The following is a 19,408-nucleotide window of genomic DNA, read 5'->3' on the forward strand; positions in this document are numbered from 1 at the left end:
TGATCCCTGCACCGCTATTTTTATAACGAAAAACCGTCATTCCTCCTCCGCATCTTCGACTAGCTTGCGGCGCAAACGGCCGGGACGCAAGAACAGAATCTGCGCGTAAGCAGCCAACAGCGCGACAATCGCCGGAACGATGAGCCCTTGAACCAGCAGCATGATGGCTGCCGGCAGCCACATGAGGAATGAAACCGTCGCAAACGCCCACCGGTCTACAAGGATCAGGCTGTCCATCCGCTTGGCTTCAGGCAGCGGATAGACATGGCGCCAGACGGAATAGCGATGGGAATGCCGCAATCCCCCGAGCTGTACGGCTACCAGCTGCAGCAGGATGAAATAAGCTCCGGCAGCTCCCCAACCCGACAACCACCCGTCCTCCGCAAACCAATAAACGATAAGCGCAAACAATACGGTAAGCCGCAAGACGATGCCGCCAATCTCCGTTCTTACAAGAGACGCCGCGTACAAATATACGTAAGTCAGGCGGTGCCGGTTCGGAATATACCTTAAAACCCACGCCAGGTAAGCCCGGGATGCTGTACGGGAAGGCATCGTTGGAACATCGATAAATAAGCCGAAAAAATGATAGTAGCTTCTTCGGGTTCGAGCCTCCTCTTCAATCAGCCGTTCCCATGGGAACGAATGCTTGTCCGGCAGCCGGTACAGCAGAGCGAACAAGACAAGAAGCAGCAGCAGGAACAATGCAGCCTGCCACGGCGCGCTCGTCAGCGTAACCGCCAGCGCAAGCGCATTCGCCGCCCAGCGAAAAAACCGAAACAGAAGGCGGACACCGGACCAGGCGAATTTCCGTTCCTTCCACGCCCCCCCTAGGTTTGCCGCCCGCATAACCGCGCAAAAGAGCAGCAAAGTCAAAAAGCCGGCTTCCCCGTCCCCTTGCCGGTAAATCGGCCAGTAGAGCAGGAGCACAATAATCCCGAGCAAAGAAGTCATAATTGCCGAGCGGCGGAAGCTTCTGCGCATATAGCCGCCCATTTCCGCCTCACGGGGCATATGGAAGACAATATCAGGCGAGGTCAGCCAGGTTCGGAGCGGACTCCAGCTAAGAATAATAAACAAGGCCACGGTACCAACAAGCGTAATCGGAAATCCGCTTGGCAGATCCCGGATCAGCCTGATGTAACCAAAGGCGGATGACAACACGATAAACGACATAAACAACGGAAACCCGCTTTGCGCCATATAACCGAAATAAGGAGTTACTTCTTTCCGGAATTCTCCTGACCGCTTGAGCCATAAAGCCTCAAGCGACCGACCTCCCCCGCTCATTGGCGTCCCTCGGTGACAAGCTTGTAAAAGGCATCCTCCAGCGCCCCGCCGCGCGTTTCGATTCCGGCAGTCTTGCATACCTCTTCAAGCGTGCCGTATGCAGCCACCTTGCCTTGATGCATAACGATAAACCGGTCGCAATACGCTTCCACCGTCGACAGGATGTGGGAGCTCATCAGAATAGCCGAGCCTTTCTTCTTCACTTCAACCAGCCGTTCAAGCAGAGAACGAATACCTAACGGATCCAGGCCTAGGAACGGCTCGTCTATCATGTAAAGCGGCGGTTCGGAGAGCAGCGCATTCATAATCATTACCTTCTGCTTCATCCCCTTGGACAAATGCGAAGCAAATGCTCCGCGCTTGGGCCTCATCTGGAATTCGTCCAGCAGCTGCTCCTGCCGTTCGCCAAATGCCGGCTCAGCCACATTATAGGCCATCCCGGTCAGACGCAAATGCTCCTCCACTGTCAGCTCGTCGAATAGGACTGGCGTCTCCGGCACATAGGCAAAAGCGGAGCGGTAACGCTCCGCGTTGTCCTCAAGCGTAACGCCGTCCACTTTCACCTGCCCCTGATGCGGCTTCATAAGCCCGAGAATATGCTTGATCGTTGTGCTTTTGCCCGCACCATTAAGTCCTATTAATCCTACCATTTCTCCTGCGCGCACCTCGAACGTCACATCATGAAGCACGGGACGCCGCGGGCTGTAACCGCCGGTTAATCCGGCCACCTGCAAAATGGGCTCGCTCATATTCCGTCACCTACAATTACCTATAAAATAAGTTGCTCTTCTCCTATCAGCATACCGAATTACAGCCGCAATATCAAAAAAAAGCAGGTATTCCTTTCCACGAGGGAAGGAATACCTGCTTCCATTCAATTCTTATTAAAGGATCGTAATACCCGCAATAACGCCGTCTTTGCCTTGAATTCTAACATCATGGCCTGTTACGAGATTATTTCGGTCGCCGGCAATAAGCGCGTTATCCGCAACGTTATAAATGGTTACCGTTGTTTGATTTCCGTCTTGCTTCGAGATGGAGATCGTGGACAGCTTGCCGTTAGCGTTGTAAGTAATCGTGTTGATTTTGCCCGTAACGTCAAATACAGTGGACTGATCAACGGCTGCTTTAGTTACTTCAATAAACACAACTTTGTTCTGATAAGTGCGGACAAGAAGTTCGTCGCCGGCTTTCAGCGCGCTTACCGCTGCTTTCTTGTCTTCTCTGAAAATAAAGACGCTAGGATCCAAAGCAAGCGTTACATCCGTACCGCTCGATTGCGTAATCGTAATTTGACCGTTCGAAGCAGCTGCTTTCAGCTTGCCGGTAATAGCTTGTCCGTCGTTATCCGGAATTTCGGAATCCGTGCGGTCGAGCAAGGCAGCAAGCTCCGCGCGGGAAACCGGCTGGTTCGGACGGAACGTATTATCGTTGTAGCCCGTAATGATTCCTTTTTTGATAGCCAGAGCCACATAACCAACGGAACCCGCCGGAATATTTTTTGCGTCCTTGAAGTCCAGTTGAGTATTGTTAAGCGCCTTCGCTTCATCTTCCAGTTTAAGCGCTTTAACGAGAATCGTTGCCGCCCACAGACGAGTTGCATTTTCCTGAGGCTTCACCTCGAAGTCATTCTCGTTAAACAGATCGTTTTCAACCGCTACCGCTACGTAACCAACTGCCCACGGATACTTCTTCTTGATCAGATCGGCATCCTTGAAGTTCAGCTTCGTGCTCATTTCTGCCGTCGATTCCGCCTGATCGCGAAGTCCCATCAGACGAACCGCCGAAACCAATGTCTCAATGCGGGAAATTTTTTGGTTCGGTTTGAACGAACCGTCCTCATAGCCGGTAAATACGCCTTTCGATGCAAGACGCATAATATATTCCATTGCCCATTTCATATCATCTTCGTCTTTGAATTTCCAATTCACTTTAACTTCTTTTTTCTCGCCGCGATCGTCGCCTTTTTTTCCGCCATCGTCGTTATGTTTACCGTTTGCGAAAGCCGAAGACGCGCCGCCTGCGAGCATCATGACTGCCAGAGAAGAGATCACCGTTTTTTTCCATACCGCTTGTTTCTTCATAAAAAGCCACTCTCCCTTGTACTTTTTTGACGGAAAATATTCCGCTTGTACCTTCGCCTATACGTTTTCGTCGAAGGTCTAAAGTTTTGGGAGGGTGGCTTTCAAAAAAATTTCTTTTATTTGGTTTTTTATTGATTATCCTGATTTTCGCGCTTCGCCTTCAGCCACTTCGGAGCGCCCTTGTCCTTCTTGTCGCGGAGCCGCTCCTGCTTGGTTGCGGCCGGCTTTGGACGCGGGGCAGGAGCAGGGCCGTCAGGCTTGGCTGCGCCTTTTTTAGGCTTTCGTTCTTCCTTCAGAAGCGATTCCCATTCCTTGCTGTTCTTAGGCGCAACAAAGGAACGCGTGCTGACTTCCTGCTCTTCGGCATTCCTGCGCGGGGACGGTCTTGCCGCGACTTTGCTTGGCAGCTCGCTTGGAGCCACGAATTCGCCTTTGTACATTGCCTTCTCCGGCAGCTCGATACGAAGCGACTTGCGGAATTTGTCCATAATAAACCGTTCTTGAGGCGTAATGAGCGAAATAACGGTCCCTTTCCGCCCCATACGCCCGGTACGGCCGGCGCGGTGAACATAATGATCCGCATCAATAGGGGGATCCAGATTAATGACAAGCGGCAGCCCCTCTATATCTAGACCTCTCGCCGCTACGTCGGTTGCGAGAAGCAGCTGCGTTTTTCCTTCACGGAATCTGGCCAGCGTCGCTGCCCGGCGCTGCTTGTCCGAATCGCCGTACAACGTCTCTACGGAGAAGCCCTCATAGCTCAGCTTCGCTTCCCAATTCGCTATATTTTCGGTTACGTTCAGGAACAAAAGCGCAGACTCCGGCTTCAGCATGCGGACAATCCGTCTAGCGGCATCCGGCTTGTCCCGTTTATCGCATACGACGTAAAAGTTATCAATCGTCTCCGATACCCGTTGCTCCGGCGCAATCTGAATGCGGACGGTATCCTTCATCCATCGTCCTTCGAACCGTGCCATCACGTCGGGATACGTTGCGGAGAAAAAGGCCAGCTGGCGCTCTTGGCTCATGGCGAACAGGATCGTCTCCACCTCGCGGGTCGAACCAAGCTCAAATACCTGATCCGCTTCATCGATAACAATATGACGCACCTCGCTGAGCTTCAGCTTGCGCAGCTTTAACAGCTCATGAATCCGCCCCGGCGTACCAATGACAATCTGCGGGCGAAGCTTCAGCTTCTCGATTTGGCGCTTCATCGCCGCGCCGCCGATCAACTGCTGGACGCGAAGGCCAAGCGGCTCCGCATAGCCTTCGGCTACACGGACGATTTGCATCGCCAGCTCTTGCGTTGGAGCCAGGATAATCGCTTGAATGGCCCCCGATGTGGGCTTCAGCTGTTGAAGCATCGGCAGCAGATAGGCCAGCGTCTTGCCCGAGCCCGTCTGCGAACGCGCCGATACATCCCGGCCTTCCAGCAAGGTCGGAATCGCCTCGGCTTGGATGGCCGACGGTACCTTTATGTTGTTCGCTTCCAGCTTATCGCCCAGCGCTTTCGTAATGCCTAGATCATTCCATGTCTTTTGACTCATATACGTTCCTCTCTTATTTCACCGCTATTTTCGATTAAACCAGCCGCCGAATACACGGTCGGCGATGCGCGGGAACAGCTGATACAGCTTAATGCCAACAGCCGCTGTTTTTGGCAGGTCCACTTCGGCTTTCCGCCGTTCCATCACTTTAATAATTTGCGATGCCACGTATTCAGGCTTCATCATAAACCAGCTTACGTTCTTCACGTAAGTGCCCGAAGGATCGGCGACATCGAAAAATTCGGTACGGATCGGACCCGGATTAACCGCCGATACCATAACGCCGGTACCGTTCAGCTCCATGCGCAGAGAATTGGTGAAGCCAAGCACCGCATGCTTGGTTGCCGAGTAACCGGTAGACTTCGAGGAACCGATTTTCCCCGCCATGGATGCAATATTAACAATATGTCCTCTTCCCTGCTTCAGCATGTAGGGCAGCACGGCTTTCGTGCAGCGGACAACCCCCATGTAGTTGGTGTCCATCATCTGCTCGAAGCTCTCTACCTCTGCTTCCAGGAAGGTCTCGAATTTGCCAAAACCCGCATTGTTCAGAAGAATATCGATTTTGCCGTATTTCGCTATAATGGCATCAACGGTCTGCTGCACCTGCTTCATATCGGTTACATCCATCTGATACATCGGGCATGCCGCACCGATGACGGCCGCATGCTTGCGAAGCCGTTCCAGATTCCGCCCGGTCAAGATCGGCAACGCGCCAAGCTTAGCCAGCTGTTTTGCCGTGACCGCTCCAATTCCGCTGGAGGCTCCGGAAATAAGGACAATTTTCCCCTTTAACACTCATCATCACCTGCATCCGCTTCGCTCATTCTCATCTCTTAAGTGTACTTGATCAATCCCTGATTAGCAAAAAATAAAGCAAAAAAAATAGCTCCCGAAGGAGCCTGCTTCTATGTTACGATGCGACTAGGACTTGAATATCAAATTGACCGATTCCGTCCATAATGAGAGGTACCGTTAATGCCTGTCCTGCAGATAAGCTTTCGGCGCTAGCAGACTGAATAATTTTTGGAGGCGTAATATCTACGCTTACCCCTTGATTGAAAAGCATGGTGCTTGCGTTACCGCTAATCATGTTACCAAGCTCGGATATCGCGCTGCGACCGATCTCGTCAAGCTCGGAGATCGTAAATCCGCCCATCATGGCAGAGACCATCTTCAGAGCTACCTGCTCGCTCAGCCCGAATACAATGTCGCCATTCATTTGCCCATTAATCCCAATCTGAATCCAAATGTGATTTTCTACTAATTCGATATTCTTCAAGCCTAGCTTTCCGGTGGAAGGCCGAATCTGGATCACCTGTTCGATGACGATCGTTGCGGCTTCAAGAAACGGATTAATGTATTCTGCCTTCATTAGCGGGAACGCTCCTTTTCGACAAAATTCGCACGTAGTCTATTCTATTTCCATTATACTTAAATACGTAGGACAAGTATACTAATATTATCATTATTGAACCTTAAGTCCTACGCATATAGTCACTTTTTCATACTTAATTTGACAAAAAGTGGGGGTTTCCTTCCATGCCTAACGTTTGGGCGCATCTCATATTTGGCCAAAAAGTACTTGATCAGCTGCAAGAGTCCGGGCTTGCAGCCTCGGAACCGCTCCGCCGGTTATTTTATATGGGCTGTCAGGGTCCGGATTTCCTATTCTATCACCGTTTTTTGCCGTGGCAGGGACAATCGCCCATGATCCAGCTTGGCAGCGACATGCATAACCGGGACTGCGGGCCTGTCCTTATGAAGCTGCTTGATTCGGTTGCCGGACGTTCCGCGGAGGCCCGTCAGCCTGATCCGGCTGTTGTGTATGCATTGGGATTTGTGCTCCACCATGTGCTCGACCGGCATATGCACCCGCTTGTCTTCAGCAGATCCGGCTTCCGCAAATGGGATCATCAGCGTTACGAGGTCATGATGGATACGATTATTGCCAGGCAGCAATGGGGAATCGAAACGTGGAAAACACCGGTATGGCGTAAAATCGACATAGGAGACCGGTTGCCGGAAGCTGTAGTGAAAGCCTTCCAAGCCATTACCGGCAGCTTCTATCCGGAGCTTGCACCGGTCGTCCGCGAGGAAGATTGGAATAACGCAGTCCGGGATATGATCCGGGCTCAACGTCTGTTCCACGATCCAACTTCTATTAAACGATCCATTACCTTCGGGCAGATTGAACCCTTTGTCTTTCGGAAGCAAGTGCCTTACGACGTGCTGAACGAAGCCGGAACGCCATGGATTGATCCTTCGGACAAAACCGTTATCCGAAACGAGACCGCCTGGACCTTATGGAACCATGCGATGGAGGATGCGCTGCTGGTTATTCCCGCGGTCCTTCGCTATTTAAGAGAAGGCAGCGGAAGGCCGGAGCTTCGTCAGCATGCAGAAGGTCTTATCGGCAACCTCTCCTATGAGACCGGACTTCCCTGCGATTCCGACGCGAGCATTCGCTATGCGGAGCCGATTTGGCCGGATGGCGGAATAAAGGAAGCTCCCTAAAGCGGGAGCTTCCTTTATTTCTTCCCTCACCAATTACATCGCTTGCTGCTTCGCGGACTTCCGGTAGTGGAGGCGGACAAGGCGCAGCCTCTCATAGAGTACGTCCATCTGCTTTTCCTTCAAGCTGTCTTCCCCGTATACCTGCTGCAGCACGGGCTTCAAGTAACGGTCGCCGGCCTGGCGGAACGTTTCCCAGATCAGCTCTCTTTCCGTATCCGGCATATCCGCGAGCTCCCTGGCAATAAGCGGTTCAAAATCGTAGCCTTCCGTTTCAAGCTGTTCAATCCGGTCCATAATCTCGCGGCGGGGAAGCTCAAGCTCCGATTGCAGCTGTTCCATCGAACCGCCTTCAAAGACAAAGCTTAATATCCGCTTCTTCTGCTGCTGCCGGATCATATCGTTCTTGTATCGTGCTTCCTTCTGCTTATACATCCATTGGGTATACGCAACCGGCTCCAGCTTCTCGGTTACCCATTTCAGCGGAAAATCGGTCTCGCGGCCATGCTGAACCGTTATTTCCAAGAGCTCCTGCCCGTAGGCCGCATGCTTCTGCTCTCCCCAGCCCGGAATTTGCAGCAATTCTTCCGTTGTATACGGAACAAATGCGCTAATCATCCACAGCATCCGGTTGGTGGCAACCAAATAAGCCGAACGCTTCTCCGAGACTGCCTTCTTGCGGCGCCATTCCCGAAGCGCCTCGAACAGCTCCTGCTTCGCATGAAGCTCGCCGTAGCATTGCAGCATCGACAAGAAGCTGCCGGCTCCCCCCCGCTTCTCCTCCAGCATGCCGTCTACGACAGGCGTATAGCCTTCGCCCATTTTTACCGCAACGCCATGACGGAAGCCGATCAGCATTTCTTCCCAGGACGTACCTTCAAACCAGCTGACAGCCTCTGCATCCCCCTCCGACCACAAGACTGCCCAGATGCCGTCTCTCTCGCAGATGGAGAGCTTTCCCGTAACAATGGTGCCGTCCTCAACCGGTTTTTCAAACGTGTTCAGAAAAACGATTTGCATGATTCATTCACTCCTCGACCAAAATGGATAATCGCGCGAATAAACGTAAGCAAGCCTAAACGCAAAAAAAAGCACCCCTCCTGCAAAAAATGCAAGAGAGGTGCTTCCTCAAGTTCGTTTATTCGATTAGTTTAATGCTAACATAACCATACCTTTCTTACAAGCGTTTTCTTATTGTATAATGTGTGCAAACGATTTATGGAGGCTTTATCATGCTGCTGCCTGATTATGATTTTATGTCCGATACAACGGAAGATACGTCCACGAGATTCGTGACGTTTATTACGCCTAGCATGAAGCGTTTCGACCTCGCTATTATGTCGACGGCAAGATTTTACGGGAAGAAGCTGATTACCGATCTTCAAGCCGGACGTACGGCTATCATTGGCCCGGATGATCTGGAAGAGGAAGGATATCTGGAACATACCTTTCAACTGACGGAGGAAGAAGCGGCGGAGCTGGCCCAATTTTTATATTTTGTAGTAGGAACGGTGAATTTTACCGATTAATCAAGGGTACACTGAGAGGGCGAACGCAAACTTAAGCCATTTCAGGAGGAGATATCGGTGGATCGGTTTTTAAACGAAGACCGCAGCGAATACACGGATTTATCGACGGTGGAATCGCAAAGGAATGATCTCTCGCACGAGGAGTTCCCGGACGGTTCCTACGGCTCGAGCATAACGGGGCCAACTGGCAAAAGCGGTCCTTGGCGCATAGATCAGCGTTCCTCAAGGCCTTACGGCTATGAGAATCGCCAAATGCACGAGGAATACAACCGTGATTTTGCGGGCGATGATGATTACGACTCGCTCCCTGATGCAATGGATGAACCATAAAACAAAGCCCTGGCCAATGGCCGGGGCTTTGTTTGTCGTTATGGTCTTTGAGGGAATATGCCTCTCAAAGAGATAATAAAATTAAGTGCCTGGTAAGGCTGCATATTGTTGTGCGGCTGAGAGCCTCCTGTAATTCCTACCGCGATCGGATTAAGAGAAACATCCGTCTTATCGGAATAATACTGGATTCCGCCCCGGCCAGGCGCGCCCGCCATTGCCCAAATATCATTCTGCGCCTCCGTTTTGTTAGAAGCGGCTTGCGCGTTTGCCAGATGAGTATGGGCAGGAATTTCGGTTTGAAGCAGCGTTACGCTAGGCTCACCGTTCATCTCGCCTAAATCTCGAAGCGAAAGCCCCGGCCCTTGTCCCCAATGCATCGGTGCGCGGCCTCGAAGATCCGGCAGAGCAAATGTCGTCTTGCCGTCGCCTCCGTACGTGACGCCAAGCAAAGAGAACAGAGCCGTATTTTGAGCGATAGACATAATTTGACCATTGCAGAATGCCCAGTCTCTCGGTGCGTAGTTGCCTGCAAACAACCTAATCTCGCCAATGTATGGATCCATTTTTTTCAGTCCTTTCTACTAATCTCTCGGAGGATAAATCCCTTGTAATGCGATGCAGAAATTGACAACCAAATACGGCTGCATATTATTATGGGGCTGGCTGCCACCCGCTTGCGCGATGGCATTCGGTGACATAGTCGCATTGGGCTGCGGAGCAAAAGGCGTAACGCTGGTGGAGGTTCCCCAGGTTTTTCCGGCCGGCCCCGATCCCGCAGCATCGGACCCGCCCTTAGCCTGATGATTATGCTGCGGCATCTCGTTAATGGTAATCGTATGAGCTTCTTCGCCGGCTGTCTGCCCTAATACGACGGTTTGGCTTGGATGAACCGGAACGCGTCCTTGCAAATTCGGAAGTGCAAAGGTAGTCCTGCCGTCGCCGCCATACGTTGTGCCAAGAAGAGAAAACAGCGCCTGATTCTGCTGTATCGACAGGAGCTGGCCGTTGCATTGCGCCCAGCCCTTTGGAGCAAAGTTGAACGGAAATTGTCTTACCTCGCCAACAAACGGTTCTGCCATGATATTTCCTCCTTGTTCTCTTTCTAGTATTGGGTCGGATAGATCCCCTCAAGGGCAATAATGAACGAAACAGCCAGATAAGGCATCATATTGTCGTGAGGCTGGCTTCCGCCGGTCGCTTCTATAGCTGCAGCGTTTAAAGTAACGTTGGGGGCTGCGTCGGAATACAGATTTTTGTCGCTGACCGCCCAAAAAGCATTCTCCGGACTGCTGCTCGTTCCCGATAAAGTCGAACTGTTCGCTGCATGGGAGTGAACGGGAAGCTGATTCATAGTCAACGTAACGGATTCGGCACCCGCATTCTGGCCAATCACGTACATACTGCCTGTCGTATTGTTGCGTCCCGTATGTACAGGCAAACGCCCCTGCATATTCGGCAGCGCAAAGGTAGATGTACCGTCACCGCCGTACGTTGTGCCGATCAAGGAAAACAAAACCTCGTTTTCGCTGATGGACAATACCTGACCGTTGCAAAAAGCCCAGCCGACAGGAGCAAAATTGCCTCCAAACATGCGAATTTCACCTACGTACTGATCACTCATATTAATTGCTCCTCTCTCGTATCCGGCTGCCAGGCCATAGAAATATAAGGAGATGTTCCTCCTATAGCCTTGAAGCCAAGTCTTTCGTACAACCGCTTTGCCTGACTGTGCTCCAATACGCTGAGCTTAACCGTTAGACCTGCTGCCGCTGCTTCTTCCTGTAGGCTTGTTATTACCGCCGTTCCAATTCCCTTATTGCGGTAAGCGGTCAGCAAGGAAATATCAACGAGATGAATAGAGCCGCGCCTGGACGCAATGATCCTTCCTATTCGATTCCCGTCATGCGTTATTACTTGCGTGACGGCCTCCGGGAACTGCAACGCATAAGACCTGGCCTGAAGCTCGAACTGCATGCGCAGAAAAGCTTCTGCGTCCCCTGCCGGCCATCCCCAGGCTTCCATCTCTTCGCGCCTTGTATCGGCATAAACCTCAAACAAAAAATCAGCATCTTCAGGACAAGCAGATTCGAATATCAGCATCGCACCCCCACTTTTTAAGTAGTAAATATTAGCAAAAAGTAGTGCAATTCTACTATAGATTTAAGAGACGGATATTGTCAATTAATGTATAAAAATATTAAAAAAAGCCCCTGCCTGAATTAGGCAAGGGCTTCAAAATGGATAGATTTATTCCGGTATAAATGTTTCGCCGCCACCGGTATCCCGTGCCGCGTCATGAGACCTTGAAGCTTCTTCAATAGCTCCAAACGCCCAGAAAGAAGCCGGTACATCCTTCCAAGTAGGTGTTGTTACGCCGGTTAACGGACCGCGGCCTAGAATCCGGTTAACGATGACAACCGCTTCGGCACGGGTCAACGGCTGGTCGGGACGGAACGTGCCGTCCGAGTATCCGGTCATGTAACCAAGCTTTGCCGCCGCAGCAATGTGGGCAGACGCCCAATGCCCTTTCACGTCGCGGAACGCCGGATTCGCGGCACCGGGATCAAGCTGCAGCCATTTCGCTATAATAGCCGCCATTTCAGCTCGCGTAATCGTGGCGTTTGGCTTGAAGCTGTGATCCGGGTAACCGCTGAGAATGCCTACCTGCTGCCCCCACCGAATAGCTTCGGAAGCCCAGAAGCTGCCGGATACGTCTGTAAAAGCGGTAACGGAGCCTTTGCCCGGAAGAGTGCCTGACAAAAGACGATACAGCATGGTGCTCATCTCCGCTCTTGTTACCGATTGATTCGGACGGAAAGTGCCGTCGGAATACCCCGTCATATAGGCGTTATGATGCACGGCTGCGCCTTCGGCCGACACAATCGTAAACGTACTGAACTTGTTTACCTCAATTTGAATGCCTACCGGGTATCCTTTGTCGTTATAGACAATTTTACCGCGCTGGAATACCTTCTCGCCGTCCGAGTGTTCAATGTACACGCCAAGACCGGCAAGGAAAAGCTTTCTTTGATTCAGGTCGCTTGGAATTACGTTGGAATCCAGCGGGAACGTCACTTGAACGGCTACTTTCGGCAGATTCGTCTCAATCGTCATCGGCATGCCGATCACGCTCACTTTGCCTGCGTTAGCGATTTTGCGGATCGCTTCCGCGTTAACCGTTCTGTCCTTCACCGCGTCCTGCTCTTCTTTCTTGCGGATCGGCAGGATATCGAAGAAGAACTCCTGACTGCCTTTCATTGCGCCTAATGCCTCGGTGGACAGATGAAGCGACGCATTTTCCGTTTGAATCTCCACTTGTATCGAGCTTTCGAGGAGATACTTGATGGAGTTGACCGACAGTTTTACTTTCACCTTATCTGCCGGATCTCCGGGAATGTCGTCCACGATAATTCTTATCGTACCTTGGTGGGCACCAATTGCGCTTTCAACCGCTTGTTTGATTTTGTCTTCGTTCATCATGACGGTGTCCACTTTCTTGCCGCCGATGACCTCGCGTACAATATCAATCTGCACGACAACCTGCGGATGATTGGGGTCTCCGACTTCAACCGTCACTTGGCGTACGTTTGTGTTGCTGACCGGTCTGTTGACCACATTTACGGTACGAATGACTTCTACCGCTTGATTGCCTGCAAGGTCAACCGCGTTATAATGCAGCGTGTAAGTTCCAAGCGCCGTCGTATTCACCGTTCCGGTAACCGTAGCAAGAGGAGCTGCCGGATTCGCATCCTGCACTTTAGCCCCTTGCTCCGTATAGGTGCTGCCGTTATAAACAATAACCGTATCATTGCCGTTCAACACGATAACCGGGGCCGTCTTGTCGATCTTCACTTCGACTGATTTGACCTCGCTAATGTGATGATCAGGGTCGATGACTCTTGCGTAAAAGGCTGTTAGTCCTTCCTGAGTTACAACTACGGGAACGGTATAGCTCGTCCATGTCCCGCTGCTGCCCAGCTTGTACTCTATCTCGTTGTCAGGATCAGTCGTGATGGTCACCGTTACGTCTTTATTCGTCCAGTTTGCTTCACTCGGCGTAATCGAGAGGCTGTTGTTGACCTTGATGTTCTGGGTAGCGCCGATATGGTTAAGCGTTGTGCTGAAGCCGTTGCCTGCAGCATCCGAAATAACGGCTCCGTTTAAGGCTAATGCTCCGGCATCCACGCTTATGCCATCCGTATCTTGATCCTCCAGACGTACGGTGTAACGGAACTTGAGCTCGCTTGACGATACAGCTTCAAGGTATTCCGCTTTAACGACAGCGGATCCAACCTGCACTTCAAGGTATGGTTTTCCAGCTGTGACATTCAGAATAACCGGTTCGCTTGCTTTAACGATAAAGTCTAGGTTTGCCCCTGCATGATACGTTCCGTCAGCAGGTACGCTGACCAGACTCACAACAGGTGCCGCAGTATCGATCAGTACCGCACTAGTATCGCCTGCGCTTGCAAGAGTAAGTACAGCCGCATTGCCTGCTTGGTCGGCAATTGTTGCTGCGCCATTCAAGGAAATAGCCGCAGCAAGCTCAATGCCTGTCGAATCGGTATCTCCGGCTTGCACTTCATATTGGAATACAAGAGCGTTTGTGCCCGATCCCGAAACATACGACGCTTGAACGGTTTTACCTTCAAGCTTCACATCGAGCTCCGGGTTACCGCCGGTTACAAGAACATTCTCGCTGAAATGAACCTTAAACTGGAGGTTTGCTCCCGCTTTGTAAGAGCCGCTTGCCGGAACATCAACCTGCGTAATGCTTGGAGCAACGGCGTCAATCTTCACTCCAGCCGTACTCCCCAGACCGCTGAGAACCACTGCGGCGTTGTTGCCTGTTGCGTCCTTCAGCGTTCCGCCGTTCAGGCTCAAAGCTCCGACTTCAATACCGTTCGCATCATTGTCCCCGGTTTGCACGGTGTAGCGGAACAGCAATGCTTTTGTCCCCGTACCCGAAACATATTGGGCCTGCACTACAGTTGAACCAAGCGTAATCGAGATCGAAGGCGTTCCGCTGACTGTTACCTCCTCATCGTAATGAATCGTGAAATCCAGATGCTCTCCTGCCACGTAAACATCGTTCGCAGGCAAATCCACGCTTTCAATCGATGGGGCTATCGCATCCACGAGGACAGCGCTTGTGCTTCCTACGGAAGCCAGCGTCAAGTCTGCCGCATTGCCTGCAGCGTCTTTCAACGCGCTTCCGCTCAGTACAATGGCATTACCTACTTCTATGCCGTTTCCGTCAAGGTCGCCGGCTTGAATCGTGTAACGGAATAACAAATCGCTTGTTCCCGTGCCCGATACGTACGCCGCATGGACGGTAGTCGAACCAAGCGTAAGTGTCAAATACGGCGTTCCGCCGCCGACTGTTACGTTCTCGTTGAAGTAAACCACAAAATCCAGCTGTTCTCCCTCTTTGTAGGTCCCGTTTACCGGAACAGCAACGCTTGCAACGGTTGGTACAATCGCATCGACGCGTACCGCGCTAATGTTGCCTGCTCCCGCAAGAGCAAGGCCAGCGGCATTGCTTGCCAAATCCACAATGGAAGCTCCGCTCGGATTTACCGCATTGCCAACTTCAATGCCATTCGTATCTTCTTGGCCGGCTACTACCGTGTACCGGAATACCAGCGCATTGGTCCCGGTTCCGGACATGTAAGAAGCCTCTACTGGCGTAGTCCCGATCGTTACGGGCAAATATGGCGTTCCTCCAAAAACGTGAACAACTTCATCGTAATGAACCGTAAAGGTCAAAGCCTCGCCTGCTTTGTACGTTCCGTCAGCCGGAACATCCAGGCTTGTTACCGCTGGGGCAACCGCATCAACCCTTACCCCCGCCGTGCTGCCCAGGCCGCCAAGAACCGCTTCGGCGTTGTTGCCTGTTGCGTCCTTCAGCGTTCCGCCGTTTAGGCTCAAGGCTCCAACTTCAATGCCGTTCGCATCATTGTCGCCGGTTTGTACGGTATAGCGGAACAGCAGATCTGTTGTCCCCGTACCCGAATCATATTGGGCTTGCACCGTAGTCGAACCAATCGTAATTGCGATCGAAGGCGTTCCGGTAACCGTTACCGCCTCGTCGTAATGAATCGTAAAATCCAGATGATCGCCTGCCACGTAGAAACCATTTGCGGGCAGGTCTACGCTTTCAATCGACGGAGCTATTGCATCGACTAAGACGTTGCTTGTGCTGCCTACCGAAGCGAGCGTCAGAGCCGCCGCATTTCCGGCCGTATCTGCGATCGTTCCGCTATTTAAGTTGAGCGAAGCGCCCACGGAGATTCCGTCCAAGTCCACCTGACCCGTTAACACGGTATAGGTGAAAACCAAAGAATCCGTTCCCGCTCCCGTTACGTATGCCGCCTGAACAGTTGAAGAACCAATCGTAATCGGAAGGGTCGGCGTACCCGTAACCGTTACTTTCTCATTATAGTGAACCGTAAAGTTTAGAGCCGAACCCTCGCTGTAATAACCGCTGCTAGGCACTTGCACACTTGTGACGGAAGGCGCGGCGGTATCCACCAGCACTCCGCTGGTGCTGCCTGTTGTCAAGGTCAGAACGGCGGCATTGCCTGCCGCGTCTTGAAGCGCTGCCCCGTTTACTTGGATGGAGCTGCCGGCTTGAATGCCGTCAGAGTCATTATCTCCCTCCAGCACGTCGTATTCGAACAGAAGGGAGCTTGTTCCCGAACCGGAAACATAAACGGCTTGGACCGCAGCCGAGCCAATCGTAACGGGCAGGTAAGGCGCTCCTCCGGTTACCGTAACCTTCTCATCATAATGAACGGTAAATTCAAGCTTGTCCCCGGCTTTGTAAATGCCGTTGTCCGGCACATCTACGCTTGCGATAGTTGGTGCTGTGGTATCAACCAGCACCCCGTTGGTGCTGCCCGCTGCAGCAAGCGACAGGCTGGCCGCGTTGCCTGCCGCATCGCTTAGTGATCCGCCGTTTAAAGCTGCCGCACCTAATACAATACCATCCGCGTCCTGATCCCCGGTTTGAACGGAATAAGTAAACGTAATATCCTTTGTTCCCGTACCGGAAGCATAAGCGGCATGAACCGTTGCGCTTCCGATCGTTAACGCAATAGACGGCGTACCGGTTACGGTAACTTTTTCATCATAGTGAATCGTAAAGCTCAAGCTGCTGCCGGATTTATATATACCCGCTGCCGGCACATCAATGCTAGCAACGGATGGAGCTACCGCATCGACAAGCACTTCACTGGTATCGTCAACGGCTGCCAAGGTCAAAACGGCCGCATTGTCCGATTCATCCTTCAGCGTTCCGCCATTCAGCGCCAGTACACTGCCAACTTCAATGCCATCCAAATCTACCTGTCCGCTAAGCACCGTATACCGGAATAAAAGGGCGTTTGTCCCCGTACCGGATACATACGCGGCTTGGACCGTTGAAGAACCAATGGTGACTGGCAATGTCGGAGTCCCCGTAACCGCAACATTCTCGGAATAATGAACGGTGAAATCCAGAGTGGAGCCTGATTTGTAGCTGCCACCAGCAGGTACATCTACTCTCGCAACGGCCGGTGCCGTCGTATCAACCAAGACCGCTGTGGTGCTGCCAACGCCAGCCAAGGTCAAAACGGCATTATTATCCGATTCATCCTTTATCGTACTGCCATTCAGAGAAATAGTGCTGCCGACTTCAATGCCGTTATTATCATTGTCGCCAGCTTGCACGACATAGCTGAATACTATCGTGTTCGTACCCATTCCGGATAAATATTGCGCCTGTACCGTAGAGGATCCAATCGTTAACGGAATAGAAGGCGTTCCCCCGGCAATGACCACCTTTTTGCTAAAATGAACCCTAAAGTCCAGATTATCCCCTGGGCCGTAGGTGTCGTTCAACGGCACGTCAACGCTGCTAACGGTTGGGGCTGTCGCGTCCACCAACACCGCAGTCGTACTACCTGCATTGTTTAAAGCTAGATTCGCATTATTCGTGGCGGAGTCTCTTAGTGAGCCGCCGTTTAAGTTCAAGCCGGATGCAACCGTAATGCCGTCGGCATCAAAATCTCCAGCCTGAACGGTGTAGCGGAAAAGAAGGTTCGGGGTTCCCGATCCGGAAACATAGGTTGCTTGAACGGCCTTACTGCCGATCGTTAACGGTAAATAAGGCGTTCCCGTAACCGCCACCGGCTCGTCGTACTGAACCGTGAATTCGAGCTCTTGCCCGGCGAGATACGTTTTGTTAGCGGGCACGGTTACACTGCTGACGGTTGGGGCAACCGCGTCTACCAGTACGATATTGGCGCTAATGCCGGAGAGCGCGAGATTTGCGTTGTTGTTTGCCGCATCCCGAATGCTCCCCCCGTTCACCGCTAGATTTGCCCCTGGCTGAACTCCGTCGGTATCAAGATCTTCCGCTTGGACCGTATAGCGGAAGAGAAGGTCTTGCGTTCCCGATCCGGATACATAGGCTGCTTGCCTCGAAGATGCGCCAATTGTAACCGGCAAATAGGGAGTGCCAGCTACGTTTACGTTCTCGTTGTAATGGACGGTGAAGTTAAGTGGGTCGCCTGTCTTATAGGTACCTCCTGCAGGCAGATTTACCGAACTGACGGTTGGTGCTACGGCATCAACTCTTACGCCTGCCGTGCTGCCGACGTTATTTAGAGTCAACGCTGCCGTATTTCCTGCCAGGTCTTTAATGGTTGCTCCATTAAGTGAAAGAGTACTAACCGTAATTCCGTCCGTATCGTATAATCCGTCTTGCACATCGTAACGGAATACAAGCGAGCTTGTTCCCGAACCGCTAAAGTAATTGGCTTGCACGTTTGTTGAACCGATAGTCAGGCCAAGACTAGGCGTTCCGCCCGTAACGTTTACAGGTTCATTGAAATTGACCGTAAACCCGAGGCTTTGTCCGCTGCCGTAGGTCGCGTTAGCCGGCACGCTGACTGAGCTTGTCGTTGGAGCTGCTGCGTCCACTTTTACATTGGTTAACGAGCCGATATTATTGAGGGTAAGAATACTGTCTTCATCGCTGGCGTTTTTAATGGTGCCTCCGTTGAGGTTGATCGTATTGCCTAATTGCACACCATCCGTATCAAGCTGACCGTTCGCTACGGTGTAGCGGAAGGTGAGAGCGGTAGTACCGGTACCAGATGCATAAGTTGCCTGCACAGTCGTCGAACCAATCGTCAGAGGGATGGAAGGTGCCCCCGTTACATTGACGACACGGTCAAAATTTACGGTAAAGTCCAGGTTTTGCCCGGCAGTGTAGGTTCCATTCGGCGGAGCCGTCACCGACAGTACTTTTGCGTTTGTTGCCGTAGTCACTACCAGCGCTGGTTTGTCGGAAGGCGCGTTGTTGGAATTGATGGCGAACTGATTGCTTTTTCCAGGCGTATCCTTGCTGGTCAGCACAAGAGTCGCTTTTCTGTCGCCCGTAGCCTGGGTCTTAATATAGGAAGTAAGATCTAGCAGCAAAAACTGATTTTGCACAATGCCGGTCTGTCCATTAATGATGGTAACGTCTTTGGTCGGGATCTTCTGGGAAGTTTCCGAAATCGTATCGTCATTTGATCCGTAGACATTCACAAATAATGGGGTTGCGTCTGTATGGTCGTAGTCGACGTACGGCACATACAGCTTTAGTATGGCGCTCGTAACGGTATCGTTAACGGGTATATCTCTCAAATCGAATTGCATGACCGTTACGGAATTTCCGTAAACCGAATCAAAATAAGTTCCAATCCAGCTATATCCCGGACCTACGGAATCATCCCCGTTAAAATAATAACCGGTATTATCGTGGAAATAATCCACGCTTGCGGGAATGGGAGCCAGCGCTGCCGCATAACCCGTTTGCGCGGGCAGCAGTCTGAACACGATTAATGCCAGCATAACCGACATAACCGCTATTCCTATTTTTCGTAAAACACCTTTCATAATCCGCCTCCTTGTTTGTTCAGATGACCCCTGCCCCGTACCGTTTGTTCCCCTTCCGTCGCTAGCAGATCCGCCGGTTTCCGCGCGCCAAAAACCCTCTCATTCGCCCTGCCACCCTGTTATCACCAATGGGCAATGCTAACATGAGAAGTTGCTTATTTTTAGCCAATATAGGTCTTCGTTA

At 51.7% G+C, this 19,408-nt stretch carries 15 protein-coding genes; 3 read left to right on the forward strand and 12 right to left on the reverse strand.

All coding sequences use genetic code 11. The features are described from left to right. Positions 1-36 precede the first annotated feature (36 nt). The 6 genes from PGL01S_RS12760 to PGL01S_RS12785 all read right to left on the reverse strand — a co-directional run bounded on the left by PGL01S_RS12760 (position 37) and on the right by PGL01S_RS12785 (position 6,296). Positions 37-1,290, reverse strand: coding sequence for an ABC transporter permease (locus tag PGL01S_RS12760; RefSeq protein ID WP_164775452.1), 1,254 nt, complete (start codon positions 1,288-1,290; stop codon positions 37-39). Beyond that, the gene (locus tag PGL01S_RS12765) at positions 1,287-2,039 is read right to left on the reverse strand and encodes an ABC transporter ATP-binding protein (RefSeq protein ID WP_127495011.1); all 753 of its coding nucleotides are present in this window, start codon (positions 2,037-2,039) and stop codon (positions 1,287-1,289) included. Before PGL01S_RS12765 ends, PGL01S_RS12760 begins: the two co-directional genes overlap by 4 nt. A gap of 135 nt (positions 2,040-2,174) precedes the next feature. Further along, positions 2,175-3,374, reverse strand: a complete 1,200-nt coding sequence (locus PGL01S_RS12770) for an S-layer homology domain-containing protein (RefSeq protein WP_127495012.1) — start codon at positions 3,372-3,374, stop codon at positions 2,175-2,177. Positions 3,375-3,502: 128 nt separating this feature from the next. Further along, positions 3,503-4,921, reverse strand: coding sequence for a DEAD/DEAH box helicase (locus PGL01S_RS12775; RefSeq protein WP_127495013.1), 1,419 nt, complete (start codon positions 4,919-4,921; stop codon positions 3,503-3,505). A gap of 24 nt (positions 4,922-4,945) precedes the next feature. After that, positions 4,946-5,719, reverse strand: a complete 774-nt coding sequence (locus PGL01S_RS12780; protein WP_127495014.1) for an SDR family NAD(P)-dependent oxidoreductase — start codon at positions 5,717-5,719, stop codon at positions 4,946-4,948. Positions 5,720-5,834: 115 nt separating this feature from the next. Beyond that, on the reverse strand, positions 5,835-6,296 hold the full coding sequence (locus PGL01S_RS12785) for a chemotaxis protein CheX (RefSeq protein ID WP_127495015.1): 462 nt from the start codon (positions 6,294-6,296) through the stop codon (positions 5,835-5,837). A gap of 167 nt (positions 6,297-6,463) precedes the next feature. On the opposite strand from PGL01S_RS12785, the gene PGL01S_RS12790 reads away from it, so the two are divergent. After that, positions 6,464-7,438, forward strand: coding sequence for a zinc dependent phospholipase C family protein (locus tag PGL01S_RS12790; RefSeq protein ID WP_127495016.1), 975 nt, complete (start codon positions 6,464-6,466; stop codon positions 7,436-7,438). 33 nt (positions 7,439-7,471) lie between these two features. Here PGL01S_RS12790 and PGL01S_RS12795 read toward each other — a convergent pair whose 3' ends face one another. Beyond that, the gene (locus PGL01S_RS12795; RefSeq protein ID WP_127495017.1) at positions 7,472-8,455 is read right to left on the reverse strand and encodes an HRDC domain-containing protein; all 984 of its coding nucleotides are present in this window, start codon (positions 8,453-8,455) and stop codon (positions 7,472-7,474) included. A 212-nt stretch (positions 8,456-8,667) separates the two neighbouring features. Here PGL01S_RS12795 and PGL01S_RS12800 point away from each other — a divergent pair, with 212 nt between their 5' ends. Both PGL01S_RS12800 and PGL01S_RS12805 read left to right on the forward strand, forming a co-directional pair. Next, positions 8,668-8,964 carry a DUF3055 domain-containing protein gene (locus tag PGL01S_RS12800; RefSeq protein ID WP_174806559.1) on the forward strand — a complete coding sequence of 99 codons (297 nt, stop codon included), beginning with the start codon at positions 8,668-8,670 and terminating at the stop codon, positions 8,962-8,964. 57 nt (positions 8,965-9,021) lie between these two features. Then, entirely contained in the window at positions 9,022-9,294 is a 273-nt protein-coding gene (locus PGL01S_RS12805) for a hypothetical protein (protein ID WP_127495018.1), read from the forward strand. A gap of 38 nt (positions 9,295-9,332) precedes the next feature. Here the strand turns inward: PGL01S_RS12805 and PGL01S_RS12810 are convergent, their stop codons facing one another. From PGL01S_RS12810 to PGL01S_RS12830, 5 genes are all read right to left on the reverse strand, one after another. Next, on the reverse strand, positions 9,333-9,857 hold the full coding sequence (locus tag PGL01S_RS12810; RefSeq protein ID WP_127495019.1) for a phage tail protein: 525 nt from the start codon (positions 9,855-9,857) through the stop codon (positions 9,333-9,335). Between the two features lie 18 nt (positions 9,858-9,875). Continuing rightward, positions 9,876-10,373, reverse strand: coding sequence for a phage tail protein (locus PGL01S_RS12815; protein ID WP_127495020.1), 498 nt, complete (start codon positions 10,371-10,373; stop codon positions 9,876-9,878). Positions 10,374-10,396: 23 nt separating this feature from the next. Continuing rightward, positions 10,397-10,915: a phage tail protein gene (locus tag PGL01S_RS12820; protein WP_127495021.1), complete on the reverse strand. Its 519-nt coding sequence runs from the start codon at positions 10,913-10,915 to the stop codon at positions 10,397-10,399. Beyond that, a complete protein-coding gene (locus PGL01S_RS12825; protein WP_127495022.1) occupies positions 10,912-11,394 on the reverse strand; it encodes a GNAT family N-acetyltransferase in 483 nt (160 codons plus the stop codon). The genes PGL01S_RS12820 and PGL01S_RS12825 overlap by 4 nt, the downstream gene beginning before the upstream one ends. Before the next feature lie 147 nt (positions 11,395-11,541). Continuing rightward, complete coding sequence (locus PGL01S_RS12830) at positions 11,542-19,224, reverse strand: S-layer homology domain-containing protein (RefSeq protein ID WP_127495023.1); 7,683 nt, start codon at positions 19,222-19,224, stop codon at positions 11,542-11,544. Positions 19,225-19,408: the final 184 nt, after the last annotated feature.

The sequence above is a fragment of the Paenibacillus glycanilyticus NBRC 16618 genome, from assembly GCF_004000805.1.
Classification (GTDB): domain Bacteria; phylum Bacillota; class Bacilli; order Paenibacillales; family Paenibacillaceae; genus Pristimantibacillus; species Pristimantibacillus glycanilyticus.